Here is an 18,182-nt window from a genome sequence, read left to right on the forward strand (position 1 = left end):
GCACGGGTTGCGGTGACTCGGGTGATCGATCGAGCTTTAACGCGCGAGATGCCGCAACTCGGGGTGCCGTAGCGCCCGGCGGACCGGTTGGCGCCCGTCTCCGGGTCAGGTCAGGGCGGTGGCGATGGCGGTGGCGGCGGCCAGCACCTGGGCGCCGACTGTCTCGGTGTTCAGCGGGGCGAGGGCGACCACGCCTACGCTCGCCTCCAGGCCGGGTACGCCGAGGACCGGTGCCGCGACCCCGTACGCGCCGGGTTGCAACTCGCCGACGGTGCTGACCGGGCCGGCGGCGCCCGTCCGGCCGGCCAGGATGGCCTGGCCCGCCGCGCCGCGGTCCAGCGGGTGCCGGGCCCCGGTCCGGTACGCCACGTGAAACGACGTCCAGCTCGGCTCGACCACCGCCAGCGCGACTCCTTCGCCGCCCTCGACCACGGTGAGGTGGGCGGTGGCCCCTGCCTGTTCGGCGAGTCGCCGCAGTGCGGGTAGCGCCCCCTCGGCCAGCAGCGGCTGGGCGCGCCGCGCCAGTTGCAGCACACCCGCGCCGAGACGCAGCCGGCCGGCGCTGTCGCGGCGCAGCATGCCGTGCCCGGCCAACGGCGTTACCAGCCGGTATACGGCGGCCCGCCCGATGCCCAGCCGGTGCGCCGCCTCGGTGACGGTGAGCCCATTCGGCGCGTCCGCGACCAGATGCAACAGCCGCAGGCCACGGTCCAACGTCTGTGCCGTCTCGCCACCGGCCGTCGCGGGTGACCCCGGCACACCACGGCCAGCGGCGGATGCCGCCGTCGCAGCGCCGCGCGGGGCGGACGACCCCGGCTCACCACGGGGAGCGGCGGGGTCCGGGTCGGCGCCGGCTGCCGGTTGGGAATTCACGACCAGCAGCGTACGACCCGGCTCCGGCGGACCGGGAAAACCACGGACGGCTACCCTTGTACGGTGACGCTACGCCTGTATGACACCGCCACCCGATCGGTGCGGGACTTCGTCCCGCGGGAAGCCGGCAAGGTGGGGGTCTACCTGTGTGGTCTCACCCTTCAGGCACCGCCGCACATCGGTCATCTTCGCTCCGGCGTCAACTATGACGTGCTGCGCCGCTGGTTGCTGGCCGCCGGCTACGAGGTCACCTTCATCCGCAACCTCACCGACATCGACGACAAGATCCTCGTCAAGGCACAGGAGCAGGATCAACCGTTCTGGTCGATTGCGTACGGTAACGAGCTGAAGCTCGCCGCGGCGTACCGGGCGTTGAACGTGCTGCCGCCCACCTACGAGCCGCGGGCCACCGGGCACATCCCCGAGATGCACGCACTGATCGAGCGGTTGATCGAGCGGGGCCATGCCTACCCGGCCACCGACGACTCCGGCGACGTGTACTTCGACGTGGGGTCGTGGCCGTCCTACGGTGCGCTCTCCAACCAGTCGCCGGACGACATGCAGTCCGCGTGCGACGCCCCGGAGCGCGGCAAGCGGGACCCGCGTGACTTCGCGCTCTGGAAGGGCGCCAAACCGGACGAGCCGGCGGACGCCTACTGGCCGTCGCCGTGGGGGCGGGGCCGTCCGGGCTGGCACATCGAGTGCTCGGCGATGTGCTGGCGTTACCTCGGCGCCGAGTTCGATATCCACGGCGGCGGGCTCGACCTGACCTTCCCGCACCACGAGAACGAGCTGGCCCAGTCCCAGGCCGCCGACCTGCCCTTCGCCCGCTACTGGGTGCACCACGGCCTGCTCGGCATCGGCGGGACCAAGATGGGCAAGTCGCTGGGGAACACCCTCGACCTGGCCTACGTCGCCTCGCTCGGGGTACGCCCGGTCGAGCTGCGCTACTACTACGTCGCCGCGCACTACCGCTCCCGGATCGACTACTCCGAGGAGGCGCTGCGCGAGGCGGCCGTCGCGTACCGGCGGATCGAGGGTTTCGTGCAGCGCGCCGCCGAGCGGGTGGGCGCCGGTCAGCTCGGTGAGCTGCCGGCCGGGTTCGCCGCGGCGATGGACGACGACCTGAACACCTCGGCCGCGCTGGCCGTCCTGCACGAGGTGCTGCGCGACGGCAACAACGCGTTGGCCGGCGGCGACGATGTGACCGTACGCACGGCGCTCGGCAGTGTGCGCGCGATGCTGGATATCCTCGGCGTCGACCCCCTCGACCCGGCGTGGACCGGTGGGGCCGGGGCGTGTGACCTCCGTGGTGTGGTGGACTCCCTGGTCGCCCTGGCCCTGGAACAGCGTGCGCAGGCCCGGGTCCGCAAGGACTGGGCCGCCGCCGACGCGCTACGGGATCAGCTCAAGCGGGCCGGCGTGGTGGTCGAGGACACCCCACAGGGCCCGCGCTGGACAATTGGAGAGCATGACTGATGGCCGGCAATTCGCAACGCCGTGGCCGGCGTACCACGTCCAAGGCCAGTGCCCCGAAGGGGTCCGGCGGTAAGAACCGGGACTCCCTCGCCGGGCGTGGTCGGACCCTGCCCGCCGACGAACGGCCCTGGCACAAGGGCTACTCCGGCACCGAGAAGCTGCCCCAGCGCACCGCCTGGAAGCAGGAGAAGGAGCGTCGGGCGGCGGCCGAGGAGGGACGGGCCCCGAAGATCGGCAAGCCGGGCAGCAAGGACACCACCTGGGGCAAGGGCGGCGGCCGGGGCACCACCGCGACGGCCAAGCCGGCCCGGGGCCGGCAGCCCGCCGGGCGCGGCGGACCCCGGGTCGCACCGGGGCGCAAGTCCAACCCGGCGAAGGACACACCGGAGCTGCTGGTCGGCCGTAACCCGGTGCTGGAGGCGCTGCGCGCCCAGGTGCCGGCGACCGCGCTCTACACCGCTCAGGGCATCGACGTCGACGACCGGGTGAAGGAGACCATCCGGACCGCGGCCGACCGGGGCATCGCGATCCTGGAGGTCAGCCGCGCCGAGCTGGACCGGATGACCGGGGGCGTGCTGCACCAGGGCGTCGGTCTCCAGGTGCCGCCGTTCGCGTACGAGCCGTTCGAGGATCTGGTCGCCGCCGCGCTGGAACAGCCGGCGCCGCTGCTGGTGGCGTTGGACGGGGTCACCGATCCGCGCAATCTCGGCGCGGTGATCCGGTCGGCCGCCGCGTTCGGCGCGCAGGGGGTCTTCGTACCGGAGCGGCGGGCCGCCGGGATCACCGCGACCGCCTGGCGGACCAGTGCCGGCGCGGCGGCCCGGATCCCGGTGGCCCAGGTCACCAACCTGACCCGGTCGTTGAAGGCCTGTCGGGACGCCGGCTTCATGCTTGTCGGCCTGGACGCCGACGGCGACACCGACCTGTACAACCTGGAGGCCGCGGTCGGCCCGCTGGTCGTGGTGGTCGGCTCGGAGGGGCGGGGACTCTCCCGGCTGGTCGGGCAGACCTGCGACCTGACCGTCAGCATCCCGATGGTCTCCGAGGTGGAGTCGCTGAACGCGAGCGTGGCCGCTGCGGTCACCCTCGCCGAGGTGGCCCGCCGCCGGGCCGCCGAGGGCTGAACCGCCGGGCCGGCACAGGCCGCGACCTGAAAGAACGACCCGAAAGAACGACACGAAAGAGGGGGCGGCCCGGCGGGCCGCCCCCTCTTTCGTTGTTACGTCAGATCCGCTGGCCGGTGGCGGAGTGGAAGACGTGGCTCCGGCCGGTACGCGGCTTCACGAAGACCGTGTCGCCCATGTTCGGCATGTGCCGCCGGTCGGTACGCACGACGAACCGCTCGGAGGCGCCGTCCAGCGCGGCGTGGCCGTAGACGTTGGCGTCCGAGCCGAGGTCCTCGACCAGCTCGACGACGAGCGGCATGCCGCCCTCGCTCGCGCCGACGATGTCGCAGTCCTCCGGACGGAAGCCGACGGTCACCTTGCCGTCGCCGCCCTCGGCGTTGGCCGCCTCGGTCTGCTCGCGGGTCAGCGGGACGTAGAGCTCGGCGAAGGCCGCGCCCTGCTCGGTGAGCGGGACGGTCTTGATGTTCATGGCGGGCGAGCCCATGAAGCCGGCGACGAAGACGTTGGCCGGGGTGTCGTAGAGCGCCCGCGGAGTGTCCACCTGCTGGAGCACGCCGTCGAGCATGACCGCCACCCGGTGGCCCATGGTCATGGCCTCGACCTGGTCGTGGGTCACGTAGACGGTGGTGACGCCGAGCTTGGCCTGCAACGAGGCGATCTGGGTACGGGTCTGCACCCGGAGCTTGGCGTCGAGGTTCGACAGCGGCTCGTCCATCAGGAAGACCTGGGGCTCCCGGACGATGGCCCGGCCCATCGCGACCCGCTGGCGCTGACCGCCGGAGAGCGCCTTGGGCTTGCGGCTGAGGAACTCCTCCAGCTGGAGCAGCGCCGCCGCTTCCTTGACCCGCCGGTCGATCTCGGACTTCGAGGTCTTGCGCAGCTTGAGCGCGAACGCCATGTTCTCGTACACGCTCATGTGCGGGTACAGGGCGTAGTTCTGGAAGACCATCGCGATGTCGCGGGACTTCGGCGGAAGGTGGGTGACGTCGCGGTCGTCGATGTAGATCGCGCCGTCGTCGACGTCCTCCAGGCCGGCGAGCATCCGCAGGCTGGTGGACTTACCACAACCGGAGGGGCCGACCAGGACGAGGAACTCGCCGTCGCCGATCTGAAGGTCGAGCTGGTTGACGGCGGGGCGTTCGGTGCCCGGGTAGATCCGGGACGCCTTCGCGTAAGTGACCGTAGCCATGAGGGGAGACGCTTCCTTTCACCGGCAGGAACGTGCCGGACGATCCGAGTGAAGGAGCGACCGGCGCGAAGGGGCCCGCACCGGCGCCACGACCGCCAGGGGACCAGCCCATGTCGTCCGTGTCACTGCACGGTAAACGGCTTTTGCCGCGCTGCCAAGATGCGGGATCGTTGACGGGATCAGAAGCACTCGCATACCGGTCACTCGGGCACGGTCGAGCACGAATCGACGCTCGCAGGTCAGGATGTTGACGTTTCCCGTGCTCGGGACCCCTGCCGAGCGGGAAAAGCGGACGTCGGTCGCTATGCTGACCACGGCACAGCGCCCCTGTAGCTCAGCTGGCCAGAGCACCCGCCTTGTAAGCGGGATGTCGCCGGTTCGATCCCGGCCGGGGGCTCCATCCGTAACACGCACGGCACACCGGGCGGACGTCGGCGAGACGAGGTCACCGCCCGCCGGGCCGGTCGGGCAGGCTAACCTCGCGGCCAACGCCGGTACGAGGTGGTGAGGCCGGCCGGTCGGAGGGACGGGGACGGTGGCGGACGCCGAGCTGACGGTCGAGGTAACGGGGCCGGTAGCCACCGTGGTGATCCGTAACCCGGACCGGCGCAACGCCCTCACCCCGGCCATGTGGCGGCAGCTGCCGGTGCTGCTCGACGGCCTGGAGGCCGATCCGGCGGTACGCGTGCTGGTGCTCACCGGTGCCGAGGGGACCTTCTGCGCCGGTGCCGACCTGGGTGGCCTGGACGAGCTGCTCACCGGTGACCTCGGCATCGCAGTCGCGGCCGAGGAACGGCTGGCCGCCTTCGCCAAGCCGACCGTGGCCGAGATCCGGGGTGCCTGTGTCGGTGGCGGCTGCCAGCTCGCCGTCGCCTGCGACCTGCGGATCGCCGCCGAGGACGCGAGGTTCGGCGTACCGCCGGCCCGGCTCGGCCTGGTCTATCCGGCACCCACCACCCGCCGGCTGGCCCGGTTGGTCGGGCCGGCGGCGGCCAAGCATCTGCTCTTCACCGGCGACCTGGTGGATGCCGAGCGTGCGCTGCGGATCGGCCTGGTCGACGAGGTGCTGCCCGACGCCGGGCTGGCTGCCCGGATCGCCGGGCTCACCCGCACGATCGCGGACCGTTCGCAGCTAAGCGTCGCCGCCGCGAAGGAGATCGTCGACGAGCGCGCGGACGATGACCGGATCGCCTGGTGGATCGGGCAGATGCGGGACAGTGGCGAGGCCCGGGAGGGCGTCGCCGCGTTCCACGAACGCCGCCCGCCGCGCTTCGTCTGGGCCCGCCCGGAGTAGGTCCTGCCACGGGAGCACCCCCGAGCGCGCTCCCGTGCCAGGCGTCAGCGGCGGTCGGTCGCCCTACTGCCGGTCGCTCCTGGCCAGCGCCAGCAGGGTGTCGACCGGCCATTGGTCGTAGGCGTGCTCGCCGTGGTGGGCGGCGACGATGCGCCCGTCCGGGGCGATCAGGAAGTCGGCGGGCAGGCCGAGTCGCCCGGCGTGCGGCGTGCTGGCGGGCAGCTTCTCCCGACCGCGCAGCACGTGCCACACGCCGGTCAGCACCGCGCGGAGGATCGGCAGCCAGGCCCGGGGGTCCAGCAGCGCCCGGCGTCCCGACTCGACCCCGAACTCCCGGTAGAGCCGCTTGTCCGGGTCGGCGACCACGGCGACCGGCAGCTCCGCGACGTGCTCGCGCAACTCGTCGGCGGGCGAATGGAAAAGCACCACCTCCCGTACGCCCGCCGCCTCGATCTCGGCGTGTCGGCGTACCACCGAGCGCAGGTGCAGGTTGCACACCGGGCAGCCGGCGAACCGGCGGAACTGGAGGTGGACCAGCCGGTGCGGGTCGGGTAACTCGACAGGTCCGGCGTTTACGGAGGTGAGCGTCCGGGTGCTCACGATCGGTTGGGTACGAGGGGTACGCATCGGCTCTCCTTGTAGGCTTACAACGTATACCTACGAGAGTGCAGTAGGGTGTCAAGGCCATGCCACGGCCCCGCTCGCTGACCCCCGACCAGATCGCCTCGGCGGCGTTGACCGTGATCGACCGCGACGGGCTCTCCGGGTTCACCATGCGGGCGGTCGCCACCGAGCTGTCGATGAGCGCGATGGCCCTCTACCGGTACGTCGACGATCGCGGCGAGCTGGAACGGCTGGTCGTGGAGCGGGTGCTCGACGGGATCGACAGCCGACCGCCCGATCCGGGGCTGCCCTGGGCCGACCGCGTCACCGTCATGGTGCGCCGGATGCGCGCCGCTGTCGCCGCCCACCCGGCGATCGCGGCCCTGGTGCCCGTGCACCGGCACCGCTCCCGTGCCGTGCTGCGCTGGACGGAGACGGTGCTCGGGTTGCTGACCGAGGCCGGGCTGACCGGTGCGCACCGGGTGGTTGCCCTGCGCGGGCTGCTCAGCTACCTGCTCGGCGCGATCCAGCTGGAACATCTGGGTCCGCTCGCCGGGCCCGGCACCGAGGTGCTGGCCGAGCTGCCGCCGGAGGCGTTCCCGCACCTCGCCGAGACGGCCCGCACCGCGCGTCAGGTCGGCCCGGACGCCGAGTTCGACGGCGGCCTGGCCCTGCTCCTGCGCGGTCTGACCAACCCGCCCCGCTGACCAGTCGCTTACACTGCGCCGGGCATCCTGGCGCCGCGCCGGGCATCCTGGCACCGCGCCGGCAGGCGGCGTCCGCGCCGGCAGGCGGCGTCCGCGCCGGCAGGCGGCGTCCGCGCCGGCAGGCGGCGTCCGCGCCGGCAGGCGGCGTCAGTGCCAGCCGGGTGCGTCGACCTCAGCTCGGGTCAGCGGCGGGCGAGCAGGCCGCGCGGCCGGACCGAGCGCAGCGGCTCGGTGGCGGTACCCGCCGAGCGCAGGATGTGGTTGGCCGCGAGGATGCCGGTGGCCGCCGCCCGTTCCATCAGGGCGCTGGGAAAGTCGGTGCGGATCCCGTCGCCGGCCAGGTAGAGCCCGTCCGCCCCGGTGCGTACGCCCGGCCGTCCGGCGTGGCTGCCGGGGGTGAAGGCGGGGGCCTTCGCCTCCACCCGGGCGCGTAGCTCGCGTACGCGCAGCCGGCCCGCCTCCGGCCAGAGCCCGATCAGCTCGGCGCGCATCCGTTCGGCCAGCTCCGTCGCAGGCACGCCCGGCTCACAGGCGTACGCGTGCAGTTCGACGATCGAGCCGCCGGTGCGTTCCGCCCAGCGCCGCGACTCGTGCTCCAGCCGGTGGTACAACGTCACCGAGTCCAGCGTCGCCTGGCGGGACACCCCGCTGAAGATCGCGCGCCCCGGGTCGACGTCCCCGTCGCACCAGTAGCGGGCCACCGCGTACGGCGGCCCGGGTCGCCCGTACCCGGGCATCGCCGCCACCAGTTCCGGCGCGGCGTCGGCCAGCCCGGGTGAGGCCGCGACCAGCGCGGCGAGCGCCGGTGGGTCGACCGCGAGCACGACGTGCCCGGCCCGGTATGCCCGCTCGGCGGTCGTCACCCGCCAGCCGGCCGGCTCCCGGTGCAGCCCGGTCGCCGGGGCACCGGTGACCACCCGGCCGCCGTGCCGCTCGACGTGCCGGGTCAGCGGCGCCCAGATGGCGGTGGCGTAGTCCTCGTCGGGGCAGTCGAAGGCCAGCCCTTCCGGGTTGCCGAGCAGGTAGAAGTGGAACTGGGCGATCATCTCGGCGGCCGACATCTCCGCCTCGTGGTTGAAGAACGAGTGGGAGAAGACCTCGAAGAGCATCGCCCGGGCCCGGTCCGGCAGCCGCAGCGAGGTGAGCAGCTCATCGGCGGTGGCGTGGTCGAACTCGGCGTAGGTGCGTACCGGATGGTAGGCCAGCAGTGGCAGGGCGGCGTCCCGGTCCATGCCGCGCAGGTCGCGCAGCCGGACGCTGGGGCTGCGGGCCAGCAGGGTGAGCAGGTTCGCCGGTGGGGCGGGGGGCAGCCGCCCGAACTCCTCGGTCGGCCATTCGGCGCTGAGCACCGGATAGCCCGGCACGGGGCGCAGGAAGCGCAGCGCCGGATCGACCCGACGCAGGATGTTCCGCCAGTTGTAGTACTGCCGGAAGAACGCGTGGAAACCGTGCTCGTTGAGCTGGCTGCTGCCGTCCGCGAGCGGCTCCGGCCAGGCGCCCAGCCGGCCGCCCAGGGTGGACGCGGCCTCCAGCACGGTCACCTCGACACCCCGTTCGGCGAGGACCACGGCCGCGGAGATGCCCGCGATCCCGCCACCGACGACCACGGCGGTGACCGGGCGCGGCACGCGGCCAGCGCCACCTCCGCCCGGAGCCACCCGGTGCGGGCGTACGCCGATGAGCCGGCCGACCACCTGCGACAGCGCCACCCGTACCTCCCGGCCTCGAACTTCCCCAGTCTGCACCCCCGTGCCGCCGCTCGGGCTATTGCATTGTCACAATGCATGAAGCAGAGTTGGTGTCCGCGTGATGGGGAGGCACCTTGTTCAGCTTCATCTGGCGACAGCTTCGTGGTCGTCCTGGCCGTTCGGTGGCGCTACTGGTAGGCGTGCTGATGGCGACCACCGGCTTCGTCGTGCTCACCGGGACCACCACCGCCTCCCGGCTACAGGTGATCGGCGAGGTGGAGCAGAACACCGGGGCGGCGTACGACATCCTGGTCCGCCCGGAGGGAGCCCGCACCGCGCTGGAGGCGGAACGCCGGCTGGTCCGTCCCAACTACCTGTCCGGCCTCTTCGGCGGCATCACCACCGGACAGTACGACCAGGTGCGGGCGATGTCGGGAGTGGAGGTCGCCGCGCCGATCGCGATGCTCGGCTACTCGACGTCCGCCGTCCCGACCGCGTTCGATCTGACCGACGCGGTCGACCGCAGCCTCGACCGGCAGGTGATCCGGCTCGATCCGACCTACCTGGCGGAGCGGGGCCTCTCCACCGCACCGGGAAAACCCCACTACGTGTACGTCACCACCCGGCCACTGATCTTCCCGGTGCTGGCGGACGGCTTCGACTTCACCGCGATGCGCTACTCGAACGGCCGGTCCTACAACGTCGAGAGCTGCGGCCCGGTCCCCCTTGAGGTGCTGCCCACGGGCCGGGCGGAGCCGGTGTGCGACCCGAGGTGGCACCCGGACGAGGAGTTCGACACGCGCACCGAGCGCGAGGCGTGGGGGGTCGACGCGGCAAGGCTGCTGCCGGACGGCCGCTTCGAGTACGGCTCCGCCTGGGTTCCACCGCAGACCAGCGACCGGCTCGTCACCACCCTGTCGCTCACCGTGCCGTACCTGCTCGCCGCCGTCGATCCGGACGCCGAGGACCGCCTGGTCGGACTCGCCGACGCCGTCGTGGACGGCCGGCCGCTCACCGCAGACGACACGCCCAGCGACAGCGCGAACGACGCCTCCCGGCACTTTCCGGTATTGACCACCAACCGGCCCTTCGTCGACGGCGCCCTCCGCGCTGGTTACACGCGGCTCGCCGCACCACCACGGGTCACCGGCATCCCGCCCGGGCGGCTGGTGCGGCTGCTGGCCGAGGTTCCCGCCGTGCCCGTCGGCGACGACCAGCAGGACCTCGGGGCGAGCCATCGGGCCCGGGTGGACAGGGGAGTCGGTGCGACGGCGTGCTGTCACGGCCAGCTCCAGGTGGTGGTGCAGCCCGGCCAGACGGCATACGACCAGCTGGCCGACGGCACGCTCCGCGCCCACACGGCCGCCCCCGACCTGGGTGTCTACGGCGGCAAGGAGGAATACAACTACGTACCGCTGCCCTGGCTCTCCCACGACGTCGCCTTCCGGCCGCTGACCAGCCTGCCGCTGTCCCGCGACAGCTCCGGGCCGACCCGGCAGTGGAGCGCGGTGGGCGTCTTTGACCCGGACCGGCTGGCGGGGTTCGGCGAGCTGTCCCGGGTGCCGCTGGAGACGTACGAGCCGCCCCTGGCCGAGGGTGCCGACCAGCGCAGCCGGGCGGCGCTCGGTGACCAGTCGCTGTTGCCCAGCGGCAACCCGGCCGGCTATCTCTCCGCTCCGCCACTGCTGTTGACCAACCTGGCCAGCGTGGCGCAGTTGCTGGCCGGGGCGGACAGCCCGCAGGCGGCGGCGCCGATCAGTGCGATCCGGGTCCGGGTCGCCGATGTCGACGGCTACAGCGAACGGTCGGCCGAACGGGTCCGGCTGGTCGCCGAGCAGATCGCCAGGCAGACCGGCCTGGACGTGGACATCACGCTCGGCTCGTCGCCGGCTCCGCAGACCGTCGAGGTGGCTGGTGGTTCGTTCGGTCGGCCGCTGCTACGGCTGACGGAGAACTGGTCCGCGCTCGGTGTCGCCTCGGTGATCGTCGAGGCGGTCGACCGCAAGAGCCTGCTGCTCTTCCTGCTGGTGCTGGTGGTCTGCGCGCTCTTCCTCGGCAACGCGGTGTCGGCCGCAGTGCGGGACCGGCGCACCGAACTGGCCGTGCTGGTCTGCCTCGGCTGGTCGGCGCGCCGGATCACGCTGCTCATCCTGGGGGAGGTGGCGGCGCTCGGGCTGGCGGCCGGAGCGCTCGGCATCGCGCTCGCGCTGCCCATCTCCACCGCCCTCGGCATCGGCATCGGCTGGCAGCGGGCCCTGCTCGCCGTACCGGTGGCGTTGCTGCTCACGCTCGCGGCTGGCCTGCTACCCGCGCTACAGGCCAGCCGCGCCCATCCCGCCGCCGCACTCCGGCCGCCGGTGGCGGCGGTCCGCTGGGTACGACGACCGCGTACCGTGCTCGGCCTGGCCCTGGTCAACCTGGCCCGCAGGCCCGGTCGCACCCTGCTCGCGGCGAGTGCCCTGGCCATCGGGGTGGCTGCGCTGACCCTGGTGGCCGCCACGGCATACGCCTTCCGGGGCGCGATCGTCGGCAACCTGCTCGGCGACACCGTCTCGCTAAGTGTCCGTGGGCCGGACGCCGTCGCCGCGACGGCCACCATGCTGCTCGGCGCCGCCGCCGTCGCCGACGTGCTGTACCTGAATATCCGCGAGCGCGCCCGGGAACTGGCGACCCTGCGGGCCGTCGGCTGGGCGGACACGGCGCTCGGCCGACTGGTCGCGTACGAGGGACTGCTGCTGGGGTTGCTCGGCGCGGGTACGGGCGCTGCACTGGGCCTGGCCGGAGCTGCCTGGCTGGTCGGCACGGTGCCCCGGACGCTTCTGCTGGTCGCGACCGTGGTCGCGACGTCCGGCGCGGTGGCCGCCTGCCTCGCCGCGTTGATCCCGGCGCACCTCCAGCGGCGGTTGCCAACCGCAAGGCTGCTGGCCGAGGAGTAGCCGGTGATCGGCGGGTGGTGTTGAGCAGGGGCCGTTTCCGGCGCACCAGGCGCTAAAGAGGTGCCCTTCCTTGCATCCGGTCGGAGGGGGGCCAGACGTATTCCAGGTCGTCGGGGACGTCGGGGCCGAAGATCGGACGGTAGTGGTCGGGGTCCTTGCGCAGCAGCGACGAACGGTGGCTCAGGTGCAGGTCCTCACGGCCGAGCCAGGGCGGCAGCTCACTCGCCACGGCCAGCTCCTGCTGGGACCGGACCTGCTCGATGCCGCGGGCGGCGGCGAGGTCGGCGGTCAGGGTGGCGGCGCAGGTGTCGGCGCGGCCGGTCGCGCACCAGACGGCGCAAATGTCCAGGCCGTAGCGGGTCAGGGCCTCCTCGTACCCGGTCCACATCTTCACCGCCGGGTGGTTCCGCCAGCCGTACCTGGGCCAGGTCAGGGCGCGGAGCACCTGGATCGCCTCGACCCGCTGCTTGCCCAACCGCCGCTGGTCGAGGGCCCGGGCGCTGGCCAGGAAGTCCGGGTACGGCAGGAACGTCTGCATGCCGGTGCCGTACCCGTCACCGGCGCGGACATGCCGAAGCGGCTAACCATGATCGTTAGCGGGCTGCGGGGGATGTGATCCGATGATTACCATGCGGGCATGGCGGAGCCGCTGCTCGATCGGGCCCTGCGGGCCAGCCGCCGGTTGCGATCCAACGGTGAGCGGGCGCACTACGTCATCTGCGGGCAGGATCCGCTCGCCTACTGGGTGGTGCGGGCGCTGCGCGCCGGCGAGACGCAGGCCGGGCGGCTGCGGATCACGCTGATCGTGCCCGAGCGTCGGCGTTCTCCCGGGCCCGACGGTCGTGACCTGCCCGGCGTCGAGGTGATTCGGGCGGACCGGCTGGACGAGGTGGCCTTCCGCCGGGCCGGGCTGGAAGGCGCGGCAGGGCTGGCCCTGCTGCACCAGGACGACGTGGGAAACATGCACGCCGCCCTCTGCGCCCAGGAGGTCGAGCCGCGGCTGCGCCTGGTGGTGCGGATGTTCAACACCGGCCTGGCAAACGGGGTCCGGCAGATCTTCCCCGACTCGTCGGTCCTCTCGGACACCTCGATGGCCGCACCGGCCTTCGTGGCCGCCGCGCTCGGCGAGGTGGCGCCCACCCACTTCCGGCACGGCGGACGCACCCTCTATCTGGCCCGCCGGGAAGACGTACGCCCGAGCGAGATCGTCTGTGGGGTGGCCGACACCCGCGACTCCCAGCAGGATCTGGTGCTGCCGGCGAACGATCGGGACGCCGACGTGGTGCTCGCCGAGGCGGCGGGCCGGCCGGCCGGCGCCGAGTTGGCTGCCCGTCGGTTGGCCCGCGCCCGGCGTCGACGTCGACCGGTGGCGCTGCTGCTGCGCGCGATCCGCAGCTTCGCCACCCGCAAGATCGGCATCGCGGTGATCCTGCTGCTCGCCGTGGTCGGCGCGCTGGGCGGGCTGTACGCCTACACGGCCCACGTCAATCTGGCCGACGCGGTGTACCTGACCCTGGTCACCACCCTCACCGGGCAGGATCCGGACACCGACAAGGGCGGCGCCGAACAGGTCATGCAGGTGCTGCTCAACCTCGCCGGGCTGGCGTTGATCCCGTTGATCACGGCGGTGGTGGTCGACGGCGTGGTAAACGCCCGACTGGCCCTGCACACCGGCCGGATCCTGCCCGAGCGCTCCGGGCACGTGGTGCTGGTGGGGCTGGGCAACATCGGCACCCGGGTGATGGCCCAGCTCAACGACTTCGGCATCGAGGTGGTGGCGATCGACAAGAACCGGGACGCCCGGGGTGCCGGGCTGGCCCGGCGGCTGGGCGTGCCGCTTGTGGTCGGAGACGCGGCACAGGAGGAGACGTTGCGCGCCGCCTCGGTCGCCACCTGCCAGGCGCTGGTCGTGGTCTCCACCGACGACGGGGCCAATCTGCGGGCGGCGCTCAACGGTCGGACCATCAACGACGAACTGCGGGTGGTGCTGCGGCTCTTCGATGGTGACTTCGCCGAGCGGGTGCAGCGGGCCTTCGGCATCGGCACCTCGCGCAGCGTCTCCTATCTGGCCGCGCCGTCGTTCGCCGCCGCGCTGCTGGACCGGGCGGTGATCGCCACCATTCCGGTCGGCCGGCACGCTCTGTTGGTCACCGAGGTTGCGGTGGCTGCCGGTTCGGTTCTGGAGGGTCGTCCGCTCGGCGCGGTCAGTCGGACGGGCAGCGTGCGTCTGCTCGCGTACGCCCGGCCCGGACAGCGCCTCGACTGGTCGCCCGACCCGCGCATGGTGATCGTGGCGGGTGACCGACTGACCGTGGTGGCCCGCCGCGCCGGCCTGAACGCCCTCCTGCGCGAGACCGCCCCACCCCCGCCCGACCCTGATCCGGTGCTGCCCACACCCCGCAGCTGAACCAACCGCGCGTCGGTCAGTGGCGACAGAGCTTGGGGACGGGTGTGCCCCAGATCACACATAGAAAGTCATCAAATCGTTTCTCATCACTTTGAGTGATTCATCGACGTCCAACTCGCTCCGAATCGACCAAGCTCGATCATTGACTGTGGGTGGCTGCGTCGTCACCTTCGGAGTGGGGTAACTCAACTGAGGCCGCAGCCCTACTGTCTCTGCCACTGCTTGCTCTCAGTCGGGGGGTGCGTGTCGTGGGCGTTCGGTGGCAGCGTGGGTTATCCGCTGGGATGACGGCTGTGGTGGCTGTCGGGGTAATCGGTGTGCCAGCACCTGAGCCGGTGGCTGCGGCGGCACCGGAGTGTCCAGGGATCGCCAGCACGGAGGTCGAGGCGAGTGCGCTGGCGATCTCGTGCGGGCAGCCGGTGGTGGTGGACGACTCACGAACAGAGTTCGCCGAGGTGACCGCGCTGCCGGACGGACGGAGGCAGTTCACGTCGGCGGTGGTGCCGCAGCGCACCCGCAAGGCCGGAAGATGGGCGGACATCGACCTCGATCTGGCCCGAAACGAGGACGGACGATGGCGCCCTGCGGTGTCGGTCGCGGATGTGGCGTTCTCGGACGGTGGCAGCGGACCACTGGTGACGTTGACCCGGGCCGGGCGGACGGTCACGTTGTCGTGGCCAGGGGCGTTGCCGGCACCGACGCTGTCGGAGGACTCACTGACCTACCCGAACGTGTTGTCCGATGTGGACCTGGTGGTGCGAGCCACGAGGACAGGCTTCACTCACGCATTGGTGGTCAAGACGCCGGCGGCGACACGGCTTCCCGAAGTGCGCGCACCGCGGTTCCGGCTCGGTGGCGATACCCAGGTCGTGCTGGGGCCGGACGGCGGCCTGCGGGCGCTCGCGGGTACGGCCGTCGTTGCCTCGGCGGAACCGGCCGTGATGTGGGACTCCCGGGTCGAGACGACGGCTGGGGTCTCGGTGCGCGGGTTGTCGACGACGAATCAGCAGTCGACGGCGACGGCGGCGGGGGATGCGGCACGGATCGGAAAGGTTGAAGTCGAGGTGTCCGGGGATGATCTGGTGCTACGCCCGGATGTGACGCTCCTGGATGACCCCGATGTGGTGTTCCCGTTGTTCGTGGATCCGGCGTGGTCGGCTTTCAAGACCAAATGGGCGTATGCGACAAACAACGGATCGTCCAACTCGGACAGAAGTGTGGCGCGAGTGGGGTTGAACCCGGACACCGGTGCGCTGTACCGGTCGTACTTCGAGTTCCCGATGACGGCCAACGGGGTGTCGCTCAAGGGCAAGCAGATCCACATCGAATCGGCATACGTGCAGATGAAACTGGACCATTCCTGGTCGTGTACTCCGACGGTGGCGTCGATGTACCTGACGCCTGCGATCAATGCGACACCAAAAGCCGGTTGGTCGGCAATGAGCTTGAGGAAGTTCCTCAAGGCAGAGAGCGGAAACGCGAACGAGGCGGGTGGGTGTTCGTCGATCCAACCGGACATGATCATGAATTTCGACGGGTTAGCCGTCAGGGATCAGATGCAGGCTGCGGCGGCCGGGAGCTGGCCTTCGTTTCCGGTGGGCTTCACCGCGCGAGCCTCCGATGGGTCGGGGGAATCGACTCAGAGCCGGTGGAAGAAGTTTCACCCCAACGATGCCAAGCTGTTCGTGGACTACGACACCAAGCCGGGCGCTCCGCACAGCTTGCAGGTCTCCGGCGTGGCGTGCGGCTCCGGGGTGCTGTCGATCGGCACGCTGAGCCCCCAGTTCGCTGCGAAGTTCCCCGACGCCGACAAAGATGACTCGTTGACCGGCACCTTCGAATGGATCGAAGTGCCGGCCGGGGGCATGGGCGCGGTCACCGACACCTCCCCGAGCCGGAAAAGCCCGCCACCGGCGAGGACGGGAATCACCCCGAACAGTCGTGCGGAGACGTCCGCCGTGACGATCACGAAGGGCCCCACCTACGCGTTCCGGGCCCGGGGAAAGGACAAGTCCCCCTACTCGATCACCGGCCCTTGGTCGGCGTGGTGCCGGTTCGTTCCGGACACCACCGTGCCGCCTGCGCCCACGATTACTCCGGGTTCGCCCGGCGGCCCGGGTAAGACCATGACCTTCACGTTCAGCACCACCACCACGGACGTGGCGAAGTTCCGCTACGGCTGGTCCAGTCCGCCGACGACTGAGATCACCGCCAGTGGTACCACGACGAAGACAGCCACGGTGACCGTCACCGTGCCACGTTTCGGCGAGAACACCCTCTGGGTCCGCGGCATCGACGCCACCGGCAACCTCGGCAATATCGGCTCCGCTTCCTTCACCGCACCTCGTCCCGCACCAGCCATCGCCAAGTGGGGGCTGGAGCAGTATCCCGGCGTCAACCAGACCGCTGCGCTCGCCGACCAACAGCCGACTCTGGGCGGCCGGACCGACCTGACCGCGGCCAACGTCACCTGGACCGACGACGTCCGCATGATCGGCGGTAAGGCCCCCAGTCTCAACGGCACCTCCTCGGTGTTGACCACGCCGGGAAGTGTCGTCAACACCGCCAACTCCTTCAGCGTCGCCGCCTGGGTCCGGCTCGGCTCACTGCCGACGACCACCGACATGGTCATCGCGTCCCAGGCGGGAGCCAGCACCGACGGCTTCCATCTGGGCACTCGGTTGGTGGGCTCACCGGCCACGCCGAGGTGGTCGTTCCTGATGAAGGACACCGACGATCAGTCGAGCACCACCCGCGCGGCGTACACCGGCGCTGCCCTGACCTCGGCCGATGTGGGGCGGTGGACGCACATCGCCGGAGTGTTCGACAAAACCGCCGGCACGGTGCGGCTCTACGTCAACGGTGAACTGGCTGTCGAGGTCGACCGGAGCGCGACGCCGTGGAACGCGACCGGCACGTTCGCGGTGGGGCGGGGGTGGCACGAAGGCGCGGCGAGCAACTGGGCCCGCGGGCACGTCGCCGACGTTCAGGTGTACGACCGGGTGCTCGTACCGAATGACTTCACCGGGCAGTTGGCGCAGGATCCGACGTCCGGCGGGTTCGACGAGCCGGGGATGCTGACTCCGGTACAGGTGGGCAACTGGGACTTCGAGGCCGCGACCTCCTGCTACCTGCCGAACCTGAAGGACACCTGCCAGGCTCCGGACACGGTGACGGACTGGGGCCGTTGGCTGGCATTGACCAAGGGCTCCGCCGTGGGCGCCGGCTATTCCACTGACGGCTCGGGGCTGTGGCTCGATTATGAGTACTTCCCGGAGGAGGGCTACACCGAGGGCACTGCGGAGTACGCGCGGAGTGCGGTGAAGTCGGGCACCACTCCGCCGAACGCTGACGGCCTGGAGTTCACCCAGTGGCAGGACACGGCGGTCTTGCGCACCGATCAGTCCTTCACGATATCGGCCTGGGTGATGCTCGACCGGCTCGACGGCATGCGAACCGCGGTCTCCCAGCGGGGCGTGCATGAGAGCGCTGCCTGGCTCAAGTTCAGTTCCAGCGTAGGTAAGTGGCAGTTCCTCGTCAGCGATGAAGATGTCACCACTACGTCCACGGCCTACGTCACGTCGACATCGCTTGCCGAGGAGGGCGTGTGGACTCACCTCGTGGGCGTGTACGACGCCGAACGGAACCAGATTCGCCTGTACGTCAACGGTGAACTCGAAGGGGTCACGGAGGACATCGCCTTCATTCCGATGGCGTCGACCGGCCCTCTGCTGGTGGGGCGAACTCTGTGGCGGGATCAGCTGATGGATCAGTGGACCGGTGGCATCGACGACGTCGCGCTATTCCAGGGCGCGATGACCGACGCGTCGGTATCCCTGCTCTACAACTCGTAGCTCTCCATACCTGTACCCCGATACT

Annotated in this window: 12 protein-coding genes and 1 tRNA gene; 8 read left to right on the forward strand and 5 right to left on the reverse strand. The window is 71.2% G+C overall.

Annotated elements, in window-relative coordinates:
- Positions 1–105 precede the first annotated feature (105 nt).
- A complete protein-coding gene (locus AC507J_RS08590; RefSeq protein ID WP_496288551.1) occupies positions 106–759 on the reverse strand; it encodes an IclR family transcriptional regulator in 654 nt (217 codons plus the stop codon).
- A 177-nt stretch (positions 760–936) separates the two neighbouring features.
- Here AC507J_RS08590 and cysS point away from each other — a divergent pair, with 177 nt between their 5' ends.
- The gene (cysS, locus tag AC507J_RS08595) at positions 937–2,352 is read left to right on the forward strand and encodes a cysteine--tRNA ligase (RefSeq protein WP_496288526.1); all 1,416 of its coding nucleotides are present in this window, start codon (positions 937–939) and stop codon (positions 2,350–2,352) included.
- On the forward strand, positions 2,352–3,476 hold the full coding sequence (rlmB, locus tag AC507J_RS08600) for a 23S rRNA (guanosine(2251)-2'-O)-methyltransferase RlmB (protein ID WP_496288527.1): 1,125 nt from the start codon (positions 2,352–2,354) through the stop codon (positions 3,474–3,476). Before cysS ends, rlmB begins: the two co-directional genes overlap by 1 nt.
- A 100-nt stretch (positions 3,477–3,576) precedes the next feature.
- Here rlmB and AC507J_RS08605 read toward each other — a convergent pair whose 3' ends face one another.
- Positions 3,577–4,668 carry an ABC transporter ATP-binding protein gene (locus tag AC507J_RS08605; RefSeq protein ID WP_496288528.1) on the reverse strand — a complete coding sequence of 364 codons (1,092 nt, stop codon included), beginning with the start codon at positions 4,666–4,668 and terminating at the stop codon, positions 3,577–3,579.
- Between the two features lie 323 nt (positions 4,669–4,991).
- On the opposite strand from AC507J_RS08605, the gene AC507J_RS08610 reads away from it, so the two are divergent.
- Both AC507J_RS08610 and AC507J_RS08615 read left to right on the forward strand, forming a co-directional pair.
- Positions 4,992–5,068: transfer RNA gene (locus tag AC507J_RS08610), tRNA-Thr, on the forward strand.
- Positions 5,069–5,203: 135 nt separating this feature from the next.
- Positions 5,204–5,962 (forward strand): enoyl-CoA hydratase/isomerase family protein, encoded by a 759-nt coding sequence (locus AC507J_RS08615; protein ID WP_496288529.1) that lies wholly within the window; start codon positions 5,204–5,206, stop codon positions 5,960–5,962.
- Between the two features lie 63 nt (positions 5,963–6,025).
- On the opposite strand, the gene AC507J_RS08620 is transcribed toward AC507J_RS08615, so the two are convergent.
- Positions 6,026–6,589 carry a peroxiredoxin-like family protein gene (locus AC507J_RS08620; protein ID WP_496288530.1) on the reverse strand — a complete coding sequence of 188 codons (564 nt, stop codon included), beginning with the start codon at positions 6,587–6,589 and terminating at the stop codon, positions 6,026–6,028.
- A gap of 59 nt (positions 6,590–6,648) precedes the next feature.
- Here AC507J_RS08620 and AC507J_RS08625 point away from each other — a divergent pair, with 59 nt between their 5' ends.
- A complete protein-coding gene (locus AC507J_RS08625) occupies positions 6,649–7,272 on the forward strand; it encodes a TetR/AcrR family transcriptional regulator (RefSeq protein ID WP_496288531.1) in 624 nt (207 codons plus the stop codon).
- A gap of 182 nt (positions 7,273–7,454) precedes the next feature.
- Here the strand turns inward: AC507J_RS08625 and AC507J_RS08630 are convergent, their stop codons facing one another.
- Positions 7,455–8,981 carry an FAD-dependent oxidoreductase gene (locus AC507J_RS08630; protein ID WP_496288532.1) on the reverse strand — a complete coding sequence of 509 codons (1,527 nt, stop codon included), beginning with the start codon at positions 8,979–8,981 and terminating at the stop codon, positions 7,455–7,457.
- Between the two features lie 113 nt (positions 8,982–9,094).
- Between AC507J_RS08630 and AC507J_RS08635 the strand changes: the two genes are divergently transcribed.
- Positions 9,095–11,896 (forward strand): FtsX-like permease family protein, encoded by a 2,802-nt coding sequence (locus tag AC507J_RS08635; RefSeq protein ID WP_496288533.1) that lies wholly within the window; start codon positions 9,095–9,097, stop codon positions 11,894–11,896.
- Between the two features lie 52 nt (positions 11,897–11,948).
- On the opposite strand, the gene AC507J_RS08640 is transcribed toward AC507J_RS08635, so the two are convergent.
- Complete coding sequence (locus tag AC507J_RS08640; protein ID WP_496288534.1) at positions 11,949–12,434, reverse strand: MSMEG_6728 family protein; 486 nt, start codon at positions 12,432–12,434, stop codon at positions 11,949–11,951.
- Positions 12,435–12,533: 99 nt separating this feature from the next.
- On the opposite strand from AC507J_RS08640, the gene AC507J_RS08645 reads away from it, so the two are divergent.
- Both AC507J_RS08645 and AC507J_RS08650 read left to right on the forward strand, forming a co-directional pair.
- A complete protein-coding gene (locus AC507J_RS08645; protein WP_496288535.1) occupies positions 12,534–14,303 on the forward strand; it encodes a potassium channel family protein in 1,770 nt (589 codons plus the stop codon).
- 284 nt (positions 14,304–14,587) lie between these two features.
- A complete protein-coding gene (locus tag AC507J_RS08650) occupies positions 14,588–18,157 on the forward strand; it encodes a LamG domain-containing protein (protein WP_496288536.1) in 3,570 nt (1,189 codons plus the stop codon).
- Positions 18,158–18,182 lie beyond the last annotated feature (25 nt).

It is taken from the genome of Micromonospora sp. PRAS1 (genome assembly GCF_059553435.1).

Bases quoted from the DNA above. Each gene is read 5' to 3' on its own strand.
- AC507J_RS08620 (WP_496288530.1), bottom strand. From the start codon at position 6,589: ATGCGTACCCCTCGTACCCAACCGATCGTGAGCACCCGGACGCTCACC.
- AC507J_RS08605 (WP_496288528.1), bottom strand. From the start codon at position 4,668: ATGGCTACGGTCACTTACGCGAAGGCGTCCCGGATCTACCCGGGCACC.
- AC507J_RS08625 (WP_496288531.1), top strand. From the start codon at position 6,649: ATGCCACGGCCCCGCTCGCTGACCCCCGACCAGATCGCCTCGGCGGCG.
- AC507J_RS08645 (WP_496288535.1), top strand. From the start codon at position 12,534: ATGGCGGAGCCGCTGCTCGATCGGGCCCTGCGGGCCAGCCGCCGGTTG.
- AC507J_RS08650 (WP_496288536.1), top strand. From the start codon at position 14,588: ATGACGGCTGTGGTGGCTGTCGGGGTAATCGGTGTGCCAGCACCTGAG.
- rlmB (WP_496288527.1), top strand. From the start codon at position 2,352: ATGGCCGGCAATTCGCAACGCCGTGGCCGGCGTACCACGTCCAAGGCC.
- AC507J_RS08640 (WP_496288534.1), bottom strand. From the start codon at position 12,434: ATGCAGACGTTCCTGCCGTACCCGGACTTCCTGGCCAGCGCCCGGGCC.